The organism is Massilia sp. P1_C10 (assembly GCF_056406475.1).
Map to the genome: position 1 here is coordinate 381,106 of NZ_JBFUAC010000001.1, position 19,219 is coordinate 400,324.

Here is a 19,219-nt window from a genome sequence, read left to right on the forward strand (position 1 = left end):
CCGGGGACTGGGTCAGGTCCGCCGGACCCGACCCCGGGGTTGTTGCCGACGCCGGCGCATGGTTTAAGCTACCATTGCCGAATGTCGCAACTACTCCACCTGATCCAGACCTACGGCGTGCTGATCGGTGCTCGCCGCCAGCCTGGCCGCCTGCCTGATCAGCGACTATTTCTGGTTCAAGGCGGGGCGCTTCTACGGCAAGCGCGTGCTGCGCCTGCTGTGCAAAATCTCGCTGTCGCCCGACTACTGCGTCAGCCAGACCGAGGATAAGTTCAACCGCTACGGCGCCAAGTCGCTGGTGGTCGCGAAGTTCATCCCCGGCTTCAACACAATCGCGCCGCCGCTGGCCGGCGCCATGGGCACCACCACGCCGCGCTTCCTCGGCCTGTCCGTCATCGGCGGCGTGCTGTGGAGCGGGGTGGGCATCGGCGCCGGCGCCATTTTCCACGACAGCATCGACGACGTGCTCGACACGCTCGACACCATGGGCGGCGCGGCGCTGGCCGGCTTGCTGACCCTGCTGGCGCTGTTCGTCCTCTATAAGTATGTGGAGCGGCGCCGCTTCCTGCGCAGCCTGCCGGTCGAGCGGGTCCAGGTCGACGAGGTGGCCGCGCTGATCGACGGCGGCCAGGCGCCGCTGATCGTCGATGCGCGCAGCCTCACCGCCCAGCGGCTCGAGCAGGCGATCCCGGGCGCGCTCAACTACGCGGGCTGCGAACCGGGCCAGCTGATGGCGTCGCTGGACAAGGACCGCCACATCGTCGTCTATTGCAGCTGCCCCAACGACGTCACGGCCGCCCAGGTCGCGCGCCAGTTCCTGGCCAACGGCTTTCACCGCGCGCGCGCCCTGCACGGCGGGCTCGATGCCTGGAACGCCCGGCAAGCGGCGGAAAAAGGCCGAGCGAACGTAGCTTGACTACGCGCAATGCGCCCTTGGCTGCGAGACGCGGGATTGCCGTTGTTGCGCGACGATGTACCTAAACTACAAAGAGAGCTTGCATCGGGCGCGAGAAGTCCTTACGATAGGATGGTTCATCCTTCTCTCATTGCCATGACCGCTCCGCTTCAATCCGTGCCGTCCCCAATTCCCGTCCCGTTCGCCGACGGCCCGCGCCTGCTGGCCGATGTGGGCGGCACCAATGCGCGCTTCGCGCTGGAGACTGCGCCCGGGCGGATCGAACTGATCGAGGTGCTGGCCTGCGCCAACTACCCGACCCTGGCCGATGCGCTGCGCGCCTACCGCGCCTCGCCGGCGCTGGCCGCGGCGGGCGTCACCCAGATCCGCCACGCCGCGATCGCGATCGCCAACCCGGTGGTGGCCGACTACGTCAGGATGACCAACCACCACTGGGAGTTTTCGATTTCCGCGCTGCAGCAGGAGTGCGGCTTCGATACGCTGCTGGTGGTCAACGATTTCAGCGCGCTGGCCTATGCGCTGCCGCACCTGCGCGAGGACCAGAAGCAGCAGGTCGGCGGCGGCGCGGCCCATCCGGGCACGCCGCTTGGCCTGGTCGGCGCCGGCACCGGCCTGGGCGTGTCGGGCCTGATCCCGTGCGGCGACAGCTGGACCGCGCTGAAGAGCGAAGGCGGCCACGTGACCTTTTCGCCATCCAATCCGGCCGAAATCGCCATCCTCCAGTTCGCCTGGAAGGAGTTCGAGCACGTCTCGGCCGAGCGCTTCCTGTCCGGCGTCGGCATCGAACTGCTGCACCGCGCGCTGGCCGACCAGGCCGGCGAGACCCCAGAACCCTTGGGCGCCGCGGAAATCGTGCGGCGTGCCCTGGCCGGCGAGTGCGCGCTGTGCGACCGGGTGGTCGACACTTTCTGCGCCATGCTCGGCACGGTGGCCGGCAACCTGGCCATCACCCTGGGCGCGCAGGGCGGCGTGTACATCGGTGGCGGCATCGTGCCGCGGCTGGGCGCGCGCTTCGCCGCCTCGCCGTTCCGCCGCCGCTTCGAGCACAAGGGCCGTTTCGTCAGCTACCTGGCGCAGGTGCCGACCTGGGTCATCACCGCCGAATACCCGGCGTTCGTGGGCGTGTCGGCCATCCTCGCCGAGCGGCTGGCGGCAACACCTGTTGCCGGCTGAGGGCGCGCGATAGCCCACGTGCCGTTTTATCAGGTACAATGGCCGCAGTTTTGAAGAGGCGATGTCGATCGTTCCCGCAGAGCGCGCCCGGAGCCCCGTCTCCTGACCGGCTCCCGGAGTGAAGCGTTTCGCTTGAAAATCAACGGCGCACAAGCCCGCCAGGTGTACGGGCAGCCGTGTGGCAGAGTACGGATCTCGCCACCAGTACCATCGTGTCCGCCGCATCCCGGCCCGGACAACGGATTCCAGCTACGACAACAGTTCTTCGGCAGCCGGCCTCACTCGATGACGGTCGCCGCGTTTCGTTGATTGGTTTTTGTTTGATATTTTCTTTGCATTGCATGTGCAAGATCCGCTGACGACATTCGCTATGAATACTGATGAGGCTAAAAAAGTCCTCGAAACCGCCTTGCTGTGCGCGCGCGAGCCGATGTCGATCCATTCGATGAAAAAGCTGTTTATCGACGTCGACGACAAGGGCCGCGAGCTGGGCGAGGGCGTCGGCGCCGACGCCATCAAGCTGATGCTCGAAGAGCTGCGCTACGACTGGCGCGAGCGCGGCATCGAAGTGGTCAGCCTGGCGTCCGGCTGGCGCTTCCAGAGCCGGCCCGAAATGAAGCAGTACCTGGACCGCATCAGTCCCGAGAAGCCGCCCAAATATTCGCGCGCGACGCTGGAAACGCTGGCGATCATCGCCTACCGCCAGCCCGTCACGCGCGGCGACATCGAGGAAATCCGCGGCGTCGCGGTCAATTCGCAGACGATCAAGATGCTGGAAGACCGCGGCTGGATCGACGTGATCGGCCACCGCGAAGTGATCGGGCGTCCGGCGCTGCTGGGCACCACCAAGGCCTTCCTCGACGACCTCGGACTGGCCTCGCTGTCGCAGCTGCCGCCGCTGCAGGACCTGGCGGACACGCGCAACAGCGGCGCCGAGATGGAGGCGCTGGAAGCGGCGCTGCAGGAAAATTTTGACAAGGCGGCGGCCCCGGTGGCCGCCGACGATGGCGCGGGCGACATGGATGTCGCGGCAGGCGCCGACACTTCACTCGTTGAAGTCCCCATTCACGACCCCGCGCCGGGTCTGCACAACCAAGAAACGAACGATGAATTCAACTAAAGCAACCGAGACGAACGCCGCCGACATGGCCGGCCAGGACGAAGCAGTGCCGGCCAAGGCCAAGCGCCGCACCCGCGCGCAGATCGACGCCGACGAAGCGGCCGGCATCACCAGGCCGCGCGCCAAGAAGGCAGTCGCGCCGAAGGCCGAAGCCGCGCCGGTGGATCAGGCGCCTGTCGCCCCGGCGCCGGCCGGGCAGGCTGCGGCGCCCGCCGAGCGCGGCCCGCGTCCGCCGCGCGGCCCGCGCCAGATGCGCGAGCAGCGCCAGATCCGCCAGGCAAACGCGCCGCAGCCGCAGCCGGCCGCCGAAGGCGCCGAAGCGGTCGCCGTCGCCGCTGAAGGCGAGCCGCGCCGCGAGCGCGGTCCGCGTCCGGAGCGCCTGGCCGACGGCAAGCCGCGCCAGAAGAAAAACAAGAAGGGCAATCCCGGCCTGCAGCACCACAAGAAGCCGCGCGGCGGCGCCAGCGATGCCGACGAGGCCTTCTCGTACGTCACCTCCGACGCTTACGACGCCAACGACGGCGGCCGCGGGCAGCCCGCCAAGCAGGTGCGCCGCGACCTGACCTCGGACGACGACGCGCCGAAATTGCACAAGGTGCTGGCCGAAGCCGGCCTCGGTTCGCGCCGCGACATGGAAGACCTGATCGTCGCCGGCCGCGTGTCGGTCAACGGCGAGCCGGCCCACATCGGCCAGCGCATCCTGCCGTCCGACGCGGTCCGCATCAACGGCAAGCTGATTCAGCGTAAGGTGAGCACCAAGCCGCCGCGCGTGCTGGTGTACCACAAGCCGGCCGGCGAAATCGTCAGCCAGGACGATCCGGAAGGCCGTCCAACCGTGTTCGACCGCCTGCCGACCATGAAGGCCGGTAAGTGGCTGGCCGTCGGCCGCCTCGACTTCAACACCGAAGGCCTGCTGCTGTTTACCACCTCGGGCGACCTGGCCAACCGGCTGATGCACCCGCGTTACAACATCGACCGCGAATACGCGGTGCGCACGCTGGGCGAACTGGAAGAAGGCATGCGCCAGAAGCTGCTGGCCGGCGTCGAGCTGGAAGACGGCACGGCGAACTTCACCAAGATCGCCGACGGCGGCGGCGAAGGCATCAACAAGTGGTACCGCGTGGTGATCGGCGAAGGCCGCAACCGCGAAGTGCGCCGCATGTTCGAGGCGATCGGCCTGACCGTGTCGCGCCTGATCCGCACCCGCTACGGCGCGATGACCTTGCCGTCCGGCCTGAAGCGCGGCCGCTGGGAAGAGCTGGAAGAAAACGACGTGCGCGCGCTGCTGGCCGCGTTCGGCGTCGAGAAGAAGGGCGAGAAAGTCGCCGTCGACCGCGGCCCGAAAGCGCGCGGCCCGCAGCAGGCCCGTGGCGGCGAACGCGCCGAACGTGGCGAGCGCGGTGAGCCTGACGGCAACCGCATCGACCGCGCCGACGTGAACCGCAATGTCGATCCGTTCGCCGGCATGGGCGGACGCGGAGGTCGTGGCGGCCGTCCGCAGGGACGCGGCACGCCGCTGGTCGGCGCCGGCTACGGCGGCATGGCGGGAGGGCATCCGACCGCCGGCGGCCGTCCGCAGGAGCCGGGCCAGGGCCAGGGTCCGCGCCAGGGCAAGCCGGCAGGCCAGGGCGGCCGTCCGCAAGGACAGGGGCGTCCGGGCGGGCAGGGCGGCCGGCCAGGCAGCGGCGGCACGGGCGGCGGCAAGCCGCGCCAGCCGGATCCGCTGCAGACCACGTTCGGCTTCGGCAATGCCGGCGGCTCGCGCCGTCCGCAGGGCGCGCAAGGCCCGCGCGGCAACGACCACGGCCTGCCGCGCCGCGGCCGCCGCGGTTAAGGCGCGGCCGAAAGACCGTCGCTCCCGCGCAGGCGGGAGCCCATGCTGAAGCGGCATGGCGATGCAATATGAATCAATCGTATTCAGCATGGGTTCCTGCCTTCGCAGGAACGACGTGCAGGTGTTGTTGGAATGTTCATTTGCCTTTTGCGCGATTGCGGTGTATGGCGAAACGCGCTATAATCCGTAACCTAATAAAAGTTTCTTCGCTACGTTTTCTTCGTGCAAGTGCTTTCATCTGGTAGTGATTTTGGAAGATGGGCAGATGCCCATTTTTTTTTTGGTAAAACGTTTTTACGGCCTGGAGAAGTTCGATTGCAGCAGTTTGATTTGATCGCCAAGACAGTTACTGGCCTGGGCTACGACCTCGTCGATGTGGAGCGGGGCGAGCGCGGGATTTTGCGCGTGTACATCGACTTCACTGCAGAGGACGCGGCGGAAAAAGGCCCGATTACGGTCGAAGACTGCGCCACGGTCAGCCACCAGCTGTCGCACGTGCTGACGGTCGAGAACGTGGACTACGAACGGCTCGAGATCTCGTCGCCGGGGCTGGACCGCCCGGTGCGCACCCTGGCCGACTTCGAGCGTTTCGCCGGTCACGAGTGCACCGTCAAGCTGCGCACCGCCTTCCCGGGCAGCGCGAATCGCAAGACCTACACCGGCGTGATTCAGGCGCCGCAGGGCGACAAGATCGGTTTGGAATTTGAAAGTAAGGATGGACCGGCGCAGCTGGAGTTTACGCTCGCCGATCTGGATAAGGCACGTCTGGTGCCGCAGGTGGATTTTAAGAAGGGCAAAGCATGAGTCGCGAAGTATTGTTACTGGTAGATGCGCTGGCGCGCGAGAAAAACGTCGATAAGGATGTCGTCTTCGGCGCGCTCGAATTCGCCCTGGCCCAGGCCACGAAAAAACGCTATGAGGGCGAGGTCGACATTCGCGTCTCCATCGACCGCGAGTCGGGCGAGTTCGAGTCCTTCCGCCGCTGGCACGTGGTGCAGGACGACGCCGGCCTGCAGCTGCCGGACCAGGAAATCCTGCACTTCGAGGCGGTCGAGCAGATTCCCGACATCGAAGTCGACGAATACATCGAAGAGCCGATCGAGTCGGTCGAGTTCGGCCGCCGCTTCGCCCAGGACACCAAGCAGGTAGTCCTGCAGCGCGTGCGTGACGCCGAGCGCGAACAGATCCTGGTCGACTTCCTCGAGCGCGGCGACTCGCTCGTGACCGGCACCATCAAGCGCATGGAACGCGGCGACGCGATCGTCGAATCGGGCAAGATCGAAGCGCGCCTGCCGCGCGACCAGATGATCCCGAAAGAGAACCTGCGTATCGGCGACCGGGTCCGCGCCTACATCCTGCGCATCGACCGCAACATGCGCGGCCCGCAGGTGATCCTGTCGCGCACCGCGCCTGAATTCATCATGAAGCTGTTCGAACTGGAAGTGCCCGAGATCGAGCAGGGCCTGCTGGAAATCAAATCGGCCGCCCGCGACGCCGGCGTGCGCGCCAAGATCGCCGTCTACACGGCCGACAAGCGCATCGACCCGATCGGCACCTGCGTCGGCATGCGCGGTTCGCGCGTCCAGGCCGTCACCGGCGAACTGGGCGGCGAACGCGTCGACATCGTGCTGTGGTCGGACGATCCGGCGCAGTTCGTGATCGGCGCGCTGGCCCCGGCCAACGTGTCGTCGATCATGGTCGACGAAGAGAAGCACGCGATGGACGTCGTCGTGGACGAAGAAAACCTGGCGATCGCGATCGGCCGCTCGGGACAGAACGTGCGCCTGGCCGCCGAACTGACCGGCTGGAAGATCAACATCATGACGGCCGAAGAATCCGAGAACAAGTCGGCGGCGGAAACGGCCGCGGTGCGCGCGCTGTTCATGGAGAAGCTCGACGTCGACCAGGAAGTGGCCGACATCCTGGTCGAAGAGGGCTTCGCTTCGCTGGAAGAAATCGCCTACGTGCCGATCTCGGAAATGCTCGACATCGAATCGTTCGACGAAGACACCGTCAACGAACTGCGTACCCGTGCCCGCGACGCGCTGGTGACCGAGGCGATCGCTTCGGAAGAAGGCCTGGAAGGCATGGAAGAAGCGCTGGTCAACCTGGAAGGGATGGACCGCAGCACCGCCGGCAAGCTTGGCCTGGCGGGGATCAAGACCGTGGAAGCGTTCAGCGCGCTGGCCTACGACGAATTCGGCGCCATCCTGGCCCTGTCGTCGGAGCGCGCCCGCGAACTGATCAAGAATGAATTTAACGATGTGACCGACGACGAGATGAAGCTGGTCGACGCAAAGTACGATGACCGCGCCAAGGCGCTGCAGGCGAAAGCCTGGAGCCTGGCAGAAGTGGCCAAGGCGTAATTTGCATATCTTTATCATCTCAGCGACACATAGAAAAGAGGACTGAATGGCGAGTAACAACGTAGCCCAATTTGCCACCGAACTGAAGATGCCTGCAGATTTGCTGCTGACGCAGCTGCGTTCTGCCGGCGTCGAGAAAAGTTCGACGTCAGATCCATTGTCGAAAGATGATAAGGATAAGCTGTTGACTCACCTGCGCCGTACCCACGGTGCAGCGGGCGACACGGAAAAGAAGAAGATCACGCTGACGCGCAAGGAAACCACCGAGATCAAGCAGGCCGACGCCTCGGGCAAGTCGCGCACGATCCAGGTCGCCGTCAAAAAAGTGCGCACCTTCGTGCAGCGCGACGAGCCGGTTGCGCCGGTCGAGGCCGCCGCCCCGGCCGCTCCCGTGATCGACGCCGCCGAAGTGGCGCGCCGTGAAGAAGAAGCGCGCCGCCAGGCCGAGCTGATCGCTCGCCAGGAAGCCGACCTGCGCGAGAAGCAGGACCGCCTCGCCAAGCTCGACGCCGAAAAAGAAGCCCAGGCCAAGCAGGCCGAAGCCGACGCGAAGAAGCAGGCCGCCGAAGAAGCCAAGCGCGTCGCCGCGCAGGCTGCGAGCGCCGGCGCCGCCGACGACGCCGCCGCCAAGAAGCTTGCCGACGACGAAGCGAAGGCCAAGGCTGCCGCTGCCGCCAAGGAAGCTGCCGCCCGCGCCGAAGCGAACGACAAGGCGCGCAAGGCCGTGGCCGACGAAGTCGCCCAGATCAAGGCCATGATGAATGCGCCGCGCCGTGCGATCAAGGCTCCCGAGCCGGTCGCGCCGCCGGTCGCCGCCCTCAAGCCGAAGTCGCCGGAAGGCACGCTGCACAAGCCGGCCGACACCAAGAAGCCGGGCGACAAGCCGGGCGAGAAAAAGGTGCTGGGACCGGACAAGAAGTCGATCAAGTCGGCCAATGTCTCGTCGACCTGGTCGGACGACGCCAAGAAACGCGGCGCGCCTGGCTCGATCAAGCCGCGCGGCAACGTCGGCACCGGCGGACGCGACGGCTGGCGCGGTGGCGCCAAGGGCCGCCGTCCTTCGCACCACGACGATCGCGAGAGCAATTTCCAGGCGCCGACCGAAGCGGTCATCAAGGACGTCCACGTCCCTGAGACCATCACGGTCGCCGAACTGGCGCACAAGATGTCGGTCAAGGCATCGGAAGTGATCAAGCAGCTGATGAAGCTGGGCCAGATGTGCACCATCAACCAGGTGCTGGACCAGGAAACCGCGATGATTCTCGTGGAAGAAATGGGCCACAAGGCGTTTGCCGCCGCCGAGGACGATCCGGAAGCGCTGCTGGCCGACCAGGGCGAGCACACCCACTTCGAGTCGAGCTCGCGCGCACCGGTGGTCACCGTCATGGGTCACGTCGACCACGGCAAGACCTCGCTGCTGGACTACATCCGTCGCGCCAAGGTCGCGTCGGGCGAAGCGGGCGGCATCACGCAGCACATCGGCGCTTACCACGTCGAAACGCCGCGCGGCATGATCACCTTCCTCGACACCCCGGGTCACGAAGCCTTTACGGCGATGCGTGCTCGCGGCGCCAAGGCCACCGACATCGTCATCCTGGTGGTGGCGGCGGACGACGGCGTGATGCCGCAGACGAAGGAAGCGATCGCTCACGCGAAAGCTGCCGGCGTACCGCTGGTGGTCGCGATCAACAAGATCGACAAACCGGGCGGCAACGTCGATCGCGTGACGCAGGAACTGGTCGCCGAACAGGTTGTGCCTGAAGAATACGGCGGCGAGTCGCCATTCGTGCCCGTGTCGGCCAAAACCGGCCAGGGCATCGACGACCTGCTCGAGCAGGTGCTGCTGCAGGCCGAAGTGCTGGAACTGAAGGCGCCGATCGACGCGCCGGCGCGCGGCCTGGTGGTCGAAGGCCGTCTCGACAAGGGCCGCGGCCCGGTCGCGACCATCCTGGTGCAGTCCGGTACCCTGAAGCGCGGCGACGTGATTCTGGCCGGCTCCTCGTATGGCCGTGTGCGCGCCATGCTGGACGAGAACGGCAAGCCGATCACCGAAGCCGGTCCATCGATTCCGGTCGAGATCCAGGGCCTGACCGAAGTGCCGGTTGCCGGCGAAGAAGTCATGGTCATGGCCGACGAGCGCAAGGCGCGTGAAATCGGTCTGTTCCGTCAAGGTAAGTTCCGTGACGTCAAACTGGCCAAGCAGCAAGCGGCCAAGCTGGAGAACATGTTCGACAACATGGGCGAAGGCGAAGTCAAGAACCTGCCGGTCATCGTCAAGACCGACGTGCAAGGTTCGCAGGAAGCGCTGGTCAGCTCGCTGCAGAAGCTGTCGACCTCGGAAGTGCGGGTCCAGGTGGTGCACGCGGCAGTCGGCGGCATTACCGAGTCGGACGTCAACCTGGCGGTCGCCTCGAAAGCGGTCATCATCGGCTTCAACACCCGGGCCGACGCCCAGGCGCGCAAGCTGGCCGAGTCGAACGGCGTCGACATCCGTCACTACAGCATCATTTACGATGCGATCGACGAGATCAAGGCGGCCTTGTCGGGCATGCTGGCGCCGGAGAAGCGCGAGACCGTCATCGGCCAGGTCGAGATTCGCCAGGTCATCCTGGTCTCGAAGGTCGGCGCGGTCGCCGGTTGCCTGGTCACCGATGGCGTGGTCAAGCGTTCGTCGTCGGTGCGCCTGCTGCGCAACAACATCGTCGTGTGGTCGGGCGAGATCGACTCGCTCAAGCGTTTCAAGGACGATGCGAAAGAAGTGCGCGCCGGCCTCGAATGCGGCCTGTCGCTGAAGAACTACAACGACATCCAGGTTGGCGACACCCTGGAAGTGTTCGAAGTGCAGGAAATCGCCCGTACGCTGTAATTTGACCTACGCGTCACCCGCAGGGCGCCAATCGGCATCGCGCTGATTGGCGCCCTGTGTTTTTCATAAGAAGTAAGATACGAACATGGCTAAACATAGCAAAAACATTCCGGCCCGCGGCTTGCGCGTGGCCGACCAGATCCAGAAGGACCTGTCGCTGATTCTCGCGAGCGGCCTCAAGGACCCGCGCATCGGCATGGTCACCTTGACCGAAGTGCAGCTGACGCCCGACTACGCGCACGCCAAGGTGTTCTACACCCTGCTGAGCGACAAGAAGGAAGTCATCAAGAACACCGCGGACGGGCTGAACGCCGCGGCAGGCTTCATCCGCAACCAGCTGGGCAAGCAATTGCACATCCACACGCTGCCGATGCTGCATTTCGTGCACGACACCTCGACCGCGCGCGGCATGGAACTGTCGCTGCTAATCGACCAGGCCAACGCCAGCCGCGCGGCCGACGCCGAGCCGGATGCGCCTGCGCCGACCGAAGAATAAACGATGGGGTCAGGTCCGCCCGACCTGATCCCGGGCTTGACGCCGGAATCAATGAAACCACAACACCCCAAGAAAGTCCGCGACCTGGTCGACGGCGTGCTGCTGCTCGACAAGCCGGTCGGCCTGTCGTCGAACGACGCGCTGATCAAGGCCAAACGCATTCTCAACGCCAAGAAAGCCGGGCATACCGGCACGCTCGACCCGTTCGCCACCGGCCTGCTGCCGCTGTGCTTCGGCGAGGCGACCAAGTTCTCGCAGGACCTGCTGGAAGCGGACAAGACCTATGAGACCACGGTGCACCTGGGCATCACCACGAACACCGGCGACACCGAAGGCGAGACCATCGCCACGGCCGACGTGAACGTCACGCCCGAGCAGATCGAAGCCGTGCTGGCGCAGTTCCGCGGGCCGATCATGCAGGTGCCGCCGATGTATTCGGCGCTCAAGCGCGACGGCAAGGCCTACTACGAATACGCGCGCGAAGGCATCGTGCTGGAGCGCGAAGCGCGTCCGGTGACGATTCTCGACCTGAAATTTTTGGAATATTCTGCGCCGTTTTTGAAATTATCTGTCACATGCTCGAAGGGCACCTACATCCGCGTGCTGGGCGAAGACATCGGCAACGCGCTCGGCTGCGGCGCCCACCTGCACGCGCTGCGCCGAACCCAGGTCGGCGCGCTGACGGCCGACGGCATGGTCACGCTGGAACAGATGCAGGCTAATCCGGCGCCGCTGTCGATGCTGGCGCCGGTCGACGCGCTGCTGGCGAGCTTCCCCGCGGTGCAACTGACCGAGGAATTGGCCAAGCGCTTCCTGAACGGCCAGCGCCTGGCGCTGGGCAAGGAAGACGTCGCCGTGCCGGCCGAGCAGGGCAGGGTGCGCGTGTACCTGGCCGACAAGCTGCTCGGCACCGCGATCCTGCAGGAGTTCTCCATCCTCGCGCCGGAGCGCCTGATCGCGTTCAAAGCCTGAATCTCCTTTACACGAGTTGGCGCGTGGCTATATTCTGGAGGTTGCCACTGTGATAACCGCCCAAGGAGAATCTCTTGCGCCGCATTTTTGCCCTCGTTCTGTTATTTTCCTGCTTGCGGGCGCATGCGGATGATGCCGCGGAGCGCGCCGGGCTTGCGCAGCGGCTGGCGGACCTGCTCGAGATCCGCACCCAATACGCGCTCGCCAACGCAAAGTGCCGCCAATCGGACGCAGATCTCGAACGTGGATTGCTGGAGCTGCTCGTCAAACATCCCGCTGAATTTGGTGGACTCTCGCCGAAATCCGATTATTGGCCCGAAGCGCGCGCGGCCTATCGTGAATATGTCGATTCGGCTTGCGAGCTGACATCGGGAGACAGGTTGGAACCACTGTTTGTCAAGAATTACGCGGAGACGATGACCGTGGCGGACTTGCGTGCGGCCGAGGCATTTTATTCGTCGCCCGCCGGACGGGCGCTGCAAGCTGCGAACAGGAAAATCTTTGAGGACGTCACCGAGCTTGCCTACCGAAGCGCGAACGAAGCCGCGTCAACTGCAGCGGCACTGACATACCGTCAGTCGATGCTGATCCTGAGGAATAAGTACAAACAGGATCCTAAATAAGATGAACTGAGCCTGCGGGCCGGACCCCATTTGTTCGTGGTACATTGACATCTCATTTCACCCGAGATCGTCCGTCATGCGCCTGAGTTTCGCCTCAATCACCTTTTCCTTCGCCGTCGCCACCGCTGCCCAGGCCGCCGAGCCGGCGCCGAAACCGGATCCTGCGAGGCAGCTTGCCCAATTGGTGCTGCGCAGCCAGGAAGGCGAGGCCGCAGCCAAGGAAAACGCCTGTCCGCCCGACCGCACCGCCTTCAGCGAGAAGATGAAGCGCGACTACCTGAACATGTCGATGGTCTACGGCGGCATTTCGCCCCAGTCGTACTACTGGCCGGAAGTCGAGGAACTGTTCTACCAGTTCCGCAGCGCGCAGTGTCCGAACGTCAAGAGCCCGGTCGACACCTTTGCCGAGGCCGTCAGCAAGGAAATGTCGAGAGCGGAGATCGACGCGGCGATTGCGTTTTACGGCTCGGCCGAGGGCAAGCGGGTGCTGGCCGGCGTGGCCAAGGCACAGCAGGCGGTGCAGGGCGCGATGATGCAGCGCTCGGCGCAGGGCGATGCCGCCGGCATCGCTTACCGCGAAGGCTTGCGCGACCTGATCGCGCGCTATAAGGCCGATCCGCGCTAACGCCGCCAACGATATCAACCAATTGCTGGGCGTGAACTTGACCGTTACTCAAAAGAGACTAGACTAACTTAGTCTGGTTTAGCTAGAGTACATGATGCGGACCGTGAATATGCTGGAGGCAAAAACCCATCTTTCCCGCTTGGTGGACGGCGCGCTCCAAGGTGAGCCGTTCATCATCGCAAAGGCTGGCAAGCCTTTGGTAAAGGTGATTGCATTGGATGCCCCAAGCGCGGCCAAGCCAAGGCGCCTGGGCTTCCTGGCCGGCGCATTTTCGATCCCCGACGACTTCGACTCCATGGGCGCCCAGGAGATAGAACAGTTGTTCGGAAGTGGTAAGTGAATCTGCTGTTAGATACCCATGTGCTTCTATGGTGCGCCGTGGCCCCAGCGCCGAAGCCTGATCGACAACGGCTACACCGAGGTGCTCGTCACCAGTGAGCACGCTGTGGATCGATGGCTTGCCGGACATTCATAAAGATCCGTTTGACCGCATTTTGATCGCGCAATCAATTGTTGAAGGCGTCACATTAGTCACCGCGGATTCCGTACTGGCGCAATATCCTGGACCGGTTCAACGCATTTAGGCTGACCATTCCTTACCCAGGTCGGGCAGAGCGCTCCCCAATTCCCTGCGGTTCAAATAAGCAAGCCATTGAAATTGCGCCTGTTTTTCCGCTGTTGCGATGCAATGCGCTGCTTGCGTGCTATACTAGTCGGTTCCCGGAATCAGAAACACCGTACACCTTCGTACACCTCGTACCTCAGTACGTACCTTCTCAGTTCATTACGACCATGTCTACTCAAAAACGCGCAATTCGTAACATCGCCATTATCGCTCACGTCGATCACGGCAAAACCACCCTCGTGGACCAGCTGCTGCGCCAGTCCGGCACCTTCCGCGAAAACCAGGCGGTCGATACCCGCGTCATGGACTCGAACGACCTCGAGAAGGAACGCGGCATCACGATTCTGTCGAAGAACTGCGCGGTCGAATACAACGGCACCCACATTAACATCGTCGACACCCCAGGCCACGCCGACTTCGGCGGCGAAGTCGAGCGCGTGCTGTCGATGGTCGACTCGGTGCTGCTGCTGATCGATGCCCAGGAAGGCCCGATGCCGCAGACCCGTTTCGTGACCCGCAAGGCACTGGCCCTGGGCCTGAAGCCGATCGTCGTCGTCAACAAGGTCGACCGTCCGGGCGCGCGCCCGGAATGGGCCATCAACCAGACCTTCGAACTGTTCGACAAGCTCGGCGCCACCGACGAGCAGCTGGACTTCCCGGTCATCTACGCATCGGGCCTGAACGGCTACGCCGGCCTGACCGAAGACGTGCGCTCGGGCGACATGAAGCCGCTGTTCGACGCGATCCTGGAACACGTGCCGGTCCGTGACGACAATCCGGACGGCCCGCTGCAGATGCAAATCACTTCGCTCGACTACTCGTCGTACGTCGGCAAGATCGGCATTGGCCGCGTCAACCGCGGCCGCGTCAAGGTCGGCCAGGACGTCATCGTCCTGAACGGTCCTGACAGCACCCCGATCAAGGGCCGCATCAACCAGGTTCTGAACTTCAAGGGCCTCGAGCGCGTGCTGGTCGACGAAGCGATCGCCGGCGACATCTGCCTGATCAACGGTATCGACGAAATCGGCATCGGTTCGACCCTGTGCGCACCGGACACCCCGGAAGCGCTGCCAATGCTGACCGTCGACGAGCCGACCCTGACCATGAACTTCATGGTCAACAACTCGCCGCTGGCCGGCCGCGAAGGCAAGTTCGTCACCAGCCGCCAGCTGCGCGACCGCCTGGACCGCGAACTGAAAGCCAACGTCGCGCTGCGCGTCGCGCCGACCGACGACGACACGATCTTCGAAGTATCGGGCCGCGGCGAGCTGCACCTGACCATCCTGATCGAAAACATGCGTCGCGAAGGCTTCGAGCTGGCCGTGTCGCGCCCGCGCGTGGTCTTCAAAATGGTCGATGGCGTGCGCCACGAGCCGTTCGAGAACCTGTCGGTTGACGTCGAAGAAGCCAACCAGGGCGGCGTGATGGAAGAACTGGGCCGTCGCCGCGGCGACCTGACTAACATGGAATCGGACGGCAAGGGCCGTGTGCGCCTTGAGTACCGCATTCCCGCGCGTGGCCTGATCGGCTTCCAGGGCGAATTCATGACCCTGACCCGCGGCACCGGCCTGATGTCGCACGTGTTCGACGAGTACGCACCGGTCGACAACACCCGTGGCGAAATGGCCGGCCGCCGCAACGGCGTGCTGATCTCGCAGGACGACGGCGCCGCTGTCGCCTACGCCATCTGGAAGCTGCAGGATCGCGGCCGCATGTTCGTTGTGCACAACGACCCTGTCTACGAAGGCATGATCATCGGCATCCACTCGCGCGACAACGACCTGGTCGTCAACCCGATCAAGGGCAAGCAGCTGACCAACGTGCGTTCGTCGGGTACCGACGAAGCGGTGCGCCTGGTGCCGCCTATCCAGATGTCGCTCGAGTACGCGGTCGAATTCATCGCCGACGACGAGCTGGTCGAGATCACGCCGAAGTCGATCCGCCTGCGCAAGCGCTACCTGAAAGAGCACGAGCGTAAAAAAGCTGGCCGCGAAGCCGCGTAATTAACAAGGGGCGCTTCGGCGCCCTTTTTCAATATGACCCAAAAAACTTTACCGTCGCGCCGCGTCTCCGTGGCGCCGATGATGGACTGGACCGACCGCCACTGCCGCGTGTTCCACCGGCAGATCACCAGGCACACCTGGCTGTACACCGAGATGGTGACGACCGGCGCGCTGGTGTACGGCGACGTCGAGCGCCACCTGCGCTTCAACGAGGAGGAGCATCCGGTCGCCCTGCAGCTGGGTGGCAGCGATCCCGCCGACCTGGCCACCAGCGCCAGGCTGGGGCAGCAGTACGGCTACGACGAGATCAACCTCAATTGCGGCTGCCCGTCCGAGCGCGTGCAGAAGGGCGCGTTCGGCGCCTGCCTGATGGCCGAGCCGCAGCTGGTGGCCGACTGCGTCAAGGCGATGCGCGACGCGGTGACGATCGACGTCACGGTCAAGCACCGCATCGGCATCGACAAGGTCGAGGAATACGGCTTCGTGCGCGATTTCGTCGGCACCATCGCCGACGCCGGCTGCAACACCTTCATCGTCCACGCGCGCAATGCGATCCTCAAGGGCCTGTCGCCGAAGGAGAACCGCGAGATCCCGCCGCTCAAGTACGACGTGGCGTATCAGCTCAAGCGCGAGTTTCCGCAGCTGGAGATCATCATCAACGGCGGCATCAAGACCAGCGACGAGATCGCGCTTCACCTTCAGCACGTCGACGGCGTGATGATGGGGCGCGAAGCGTATCACAATCCGTACGCGATGGCCGATTACGACGCGCGCTTCTATGGCGACGAGACGGCCGTCAAATCGCGGCTGGAGGTGCTCGAGGCGATGATTCCGTACATTCAGGCGCAGCTGGCCGCGCACGGCGAGCGCGGGCTCAAGCTCAACAGCATCACCCGCCACATGCTGGGGCTGATGGCGGGGCTGCCGGGCGCGCGCGGGTTCCGGCAGGTGCTGTCGGACTCGAAGAAGCTGGCGGCGGGCGATGCGCGGCTGCTGCTGGAAGCGGCGGCGGGGATGCGGCGCGGCGAGTAAGCCTTGACGCGGCGCTGATTGAACATGGGGGACAGGTCCGCGGGGCAAGTCCCCTTTTTTCCGTGTATTGGCTCAAACACTGCATTCCCTACCCACCCGGCGTTTCCACATAGAAACAACACAAGCCACTGTTTTGAGGGCAAAAGCTTGCTGTGGAGCAAATGTCGCGCCTATAATTCTGACTCTGCTTCATCGCGTTCCCCGTGTCTTCCAGCATAATTTGTTGTTCTGTTGAAACAACTGCTTACAGATTCACGCAATTTTGCATCCGCAGTCATTTTTTTGATCTATCCTTGGAGCAATATCCACACTTCATCACAGATTGCGTGATGGCAAGTCAGGGATGACAGGAAATGCCGGCGCTGCAGGCGAATTCGATCAATCGATTCTATATAAGACACACGAAATGAATTTATCAAACATGAAAGTGGGAGTGCGACTCGGCCTCGGCTTCGCGCTGGTGCTGTTCTTCCTCGTCGCGGTGACCATTGTCGGCATCCTGCGCATGGCGCAGATCCAGGACCGCCTCGACCGCGTCGTCAGCGTGAACAACGTCGTCACCCGCTACGTGATCGATATGAAGGGCAATGTGGGCGACCGCATCAATTCGCTGCGCATCCTGACCATGATGTCGAGCCCCGACGAAATGGAATCGGACTTGAACCGCATCAAGGCCCAGACCGCCAAGTACGACGAAATCGAGAAGAAACTGTCCGACAAGTTCGCCGCCGAAGGCTCGCCAGCGGAAAAAGCGCTGCTGGCCCAGGTGAAAGAACATGAAGCCGTGGCCATGCCGGCCATCGCCAAGGCGCAGGAACTGTGGCTGGCCAACAAGGCCGAAGACGCAACCCGCGTGATGATCAAGGAAATCAAGCCGGCCCAGAAGAAGTGGATGGACGCGCTCGAGCAACTGGCCGCGCTGGAAGACAAGGTCAACACCCAGAGCTCGGTCGAAGCCAATACGGCGTTCGAGAATGCCCGTAACTTCATGCTGCTGATGGGCGTGATGGCCGCCGCGATGGGCGTGCTGGCAGCCTGGTTCATCACCCGTGGCCTGCTCAAGCAGCTCGGCGGCGAGCCTGGCTACACCGCCAGGATCGCCGGCTCGATCGCCCACGGCGACCTGTCGATCGCGATCGACACGGCCGAGTCGGACAAGGGCAGCCTGCTGGTCGAGATGAAAGAAATGCGCAACAGCCTGGTGGGCATCGTCGGCCAGGTCCGCGTCGGCACCGAGACCATCGGCACCGCATCGCGTGAAATTGCAGCCGGCAACATCGACCTGTCGTCGCGTACCGAAATGCAGGCCAGCTCGCTGGAGAAGACTGCGTCGGCCATGGAACTGCTGACCTCGACGGTCAAGCAGAACGCCGACAATGCCCGTGAAGCGAACCAGCTGGCGGCGACCGCATCGGACGTGGCCCGCAAGGGCGGCGACGTGGTGTCGCAAGTGGTCGAGACCATGGGTTCGATCAACACGTCGGCCAACAAGATTGTCGACATCATCGGCGTGATCGATGGCATCGCCTTCCAGACCAACATCCTGGCGCTGAACGCGGCAGTCGAGGCGGCCCGTGCCGGCGAGCAGGGCCGCGGTTTCGCGGTCGTGGCGTCGGAAGTGCGCAACCTGGCGCAGCGCAGCGCGGCGGCGGCAAAAGAAATCAAGACCCTGATCGGCGATTCGGTCGAGAAGGTCGAGCGCGGCAGCAAGCTGGTCGGCCAGGCCGGCGTGACGATGGACGAAGTCGTCGCCAGCGTCAAGCGCGTCACCGACATCATGAGCGAGATCGCCAACGCCAGCCAGGAGCAGAGCGCCGGCATCGAACAGGTCAACCTGTCGATCATCGAGATGGACAGCATGACCCAGCAGAACGCCGCACTGGTCGAAGAAGCGGCCGCCGCGGCGCAGAGCCTGCAAGACCAGGCCAGCGAGCTGGCGCACGTGGTCAGCATCTTCAAGCTGGTCGAAGGCGAAGTGGCGTATGTGGCGCCGACCCCGGTGGCCGTCTCGGCGCCCGTCGCCAAGGCAGCCAAGGCCGCGCCGCAACTGCGCGCCGCCGCCCGCCCGGCGCTGAAAAAGCCGGCCGCAGCCGCCGCGCCGTCCGAGCAGCCAAAGTCGAAAAAAGTCGCGGCGCCAGTGACCGGCGACGAGTGGGAAGAATTCTAAGTCAGCAGTTGATTGGCTTTACAAGTTTGTTTAACACGAAGTGGAAATGGAATCATGAATAAGAACGTCAGTATCATCGCCGCGCTGTTGTTGAGCGGTTTTGCCAGCACCACCCTTGCAGCCGAAGTACCGGCATCGTTCGATTCGAAGACCTGCCGGGCCGAGTATCCGAAAGCGTCGTTGATGAATGAAGAGCAGGGCGACGTCACCCTGTCGTTCCTGGTGTCGCCGGACGGCCACGTGCTCGATTCGAAAATCGAAAAGAGCAGCGGCTTCAAGAACCTCGACAAGGCTGCCATCAAGGGCCTGTCGGCGTGCAAGTTCAAGCCGGGCACCAAGGATGGCGCGCCGGCCCAGACCTGGACCAAAGTGGACTACGTCTGGAAGCTGTAATCAAGCGG

The 19,219-nt window shown here is 64.0% G+C and carries 17 protein-coding genes; all 17 read left to right on the forward strand.

Annotated elements, in window-relative coordinates:
• Positions 1-127: 127 nt before the first annotated feature.
• On the forward strand, positions 128-916 hold the full coding sequence (locus tag AC1D02_RS01770; RefSeq protein ID WP_477313091.1) for a VTT domain-containing protein: 789 nt from the start codon (positions 128-130) through the stop codon (positions 914-916).
• A 135-nt stretch (positions 917-1,051) separates the two neighbouring features.
• A complete protein-coding gene (locus AC1D02_RS01775) occupies positions 1,052-2,089 on the forward strand; it encodes a glucokinase (protein ID WP_477313093.1) in 1,038 nt (345 codons plus the stop codon).
• Between the two features lie 370 nt (positions 2,090-2,459).
• Positions 2,460-3,209 (forward strand): SMC-Scp complex subunit ScpB, encoded by a 750-nt coding sequence (gene scpB / locus AC1D02_RS01780; protein ID WP_477313095.1) that lies wholly within the window; start codon positions 2,460-2,462, stop codon positions 3,207-3,209.
• Complete coding sequence (gene rluB, locus AC1D02_RS01785) at positions 3,196-5,043, forward strand: 23S rRNA pseudouridine(2605) synthase RluB (protein ID WP_477313097.1); 1,848 nt, start codon at positions 3,196-3,198, stop codon at positions 5,041-5,043. Before scpB ends, rluB begins: the two co-directional genes overlap by 14 nt.
• 315 nt (positions 5,044-5,358) lie before the next feature.
• Positions 5,359-5,847 carry a ribosome maturation factor RimP gene (gene rimP, locus AC1D02_RS01790; RefSeq protein ID WP_477313099.1) on the forward strand — a complete coding sequence of 163 codons (489 nt, stop codon included), beginning with the start codon at positions 5,359-5,361 and terminating at the stop codon, positions 5,845-5,847.
• On the forward strand, positions 5,844-7,409 hold the full coding sequence (gene nusA / locus AC1D02_RS01795; RefSeq protein WP_477313101.1) for a transcription termination factor NusA: 1,566 nt from the start codon (positions 5,844-5,846) through the stop codon (positions 7,407-7,409). Before rimP ends, nusA begins: the two co-directional genes overlap by 4 nt.
• A 46-nt stretch (positions 7,410-7,455) precedes the next feature.
• Complete coding sequence (gene infB / locus AC1D02_RS01800) at positions 7,456-10,275, forward strand: translation initiation factor IF-2 (RefSeq protein ID WP_477313103.1); 2,820 nt, start codon at positions 7,456-7,458, stop codon at positions 10,273-10,275.
• A gap of 85 nt (positions 10,276-10,360) precedes the next feature.
• The gene (rbfA, locus tag AC1D02_RS01805) at positions 10,361-10,771 is read left to right on the forward strand and encodes a 30S ribosome-binding factor RbfA (RefSeq protein ID WP_477313105.1); all 411 of its coding nucleotides are present in this window, start codon (positions 10,361-10,363) and stop codon (positions 10,769-10,771) included.
• A 51-nt stretch (positions 10,772-10,822) separates the two neighbouring features.
• The gene (truB, locus tag AC1D02_RS01810; RefSeq protein ID WP_477313107.1) at positions 10,823-11,743 is read left to right on the forward strand and encodes a tRNA pseudouridine(55) synthase TruB; all 921 of its coding nucleotides are present in this window, start codon (positions 10,823-10,825) and stop codon (positions 11,741-11,743) included.
• 74 nt (positions 11,744-11,817) lie between these two features.
• Positions 11,818-12,366, forward strand: a complete 549-nt coding sequence (locus AC1D02_RS01815) for a DUF2059 domain-containing protein (RefSeq protein ID WP_477313109.1) — start codon at positions 11,818-11,820, stop codon at positions 12,364-12,366.
• 76 nt (positions 12,367-12,442) lie between these two features.
• Complete coding sequence (locus AC1D02_RS01820) at positions 12,443-12,991, forward strand: DUF2059 domain-containing protein (protein WP_477313111.1); 549 nt, start codon at positions 12,443-12,445, stop codon at positions 12,989-12,991.
• A gap of 94 nt (positions 12,992-13,085) precedes the next feature.
• Entirely contained in the window at positions 13,086-13,331 is a 246-nt protein-coding gene (locus AC1D02_RS01825; protein WP_477313970.1) for a type II toxin-antitoxin system Phd/YefM family antitoxin, read from the forward strand.
• 94 nt (positions 13,332-13,425) lie between these two features.
• A complete protein-coding gene (locus tag AC1D02_RS01830) occupies positions 13,426-13,575 on the forward strand; it encodes a hypothetical protein (RefSeq protein WP_477313113.1) in 150 nt (49 codons plus the stop codon).
• 208 nt (positions 13,576-13,783) lie between these two features.
• Positions 13,784-15,619 (forward strand): translational GTPase TypA, encoded by a 1,836-nt coding sequence (gene typA, locus AC1D02_RS01835; protein ID WP_477313115.1) that lies wholly within the window; start codon positions 13,784-13,786, stop codon positions 15,617-15,619.
• A gap of 33 nt (positions 15,620-15,652) precedes the next feature.
• A complete protein-coding gene (gene dusA, locus AC1D02_RS01840; protein ID WP_477313117.1) occupies positions 15,653-16,651 on the forward strand; it encodes a tRNA dihydrouridine(20/20a) synthase DusA in 999 nt (332 codons plus the stop codon).
• 406 nt (positions 16,652-17,057) lie between these two features.
• On the forward strand, positions 17,058-18,818 hold the full coding sequence (locus AC1D02_RS01845; protein ID WP_477313119.1) for a methyl-accepting chemotaxis protein: 1,761 nt from the start codon (positions 17,058-17,060) through the stop codon (positions 18,816-18,818).
• A gap of 54 nt (positions 18,819-18,872) precedes the next feature.
• A complete protein-coding gene (locus tag AC1D02_RS01850; protein WP_477313121.1) occupies positions 18,873-19,211 on the forward strand; it encodes an energy transducer TonB in 339 nt (112 codons plus the stop codon).
• Positions 19,212-19,219: the final 8 nt, after the last annotated feature.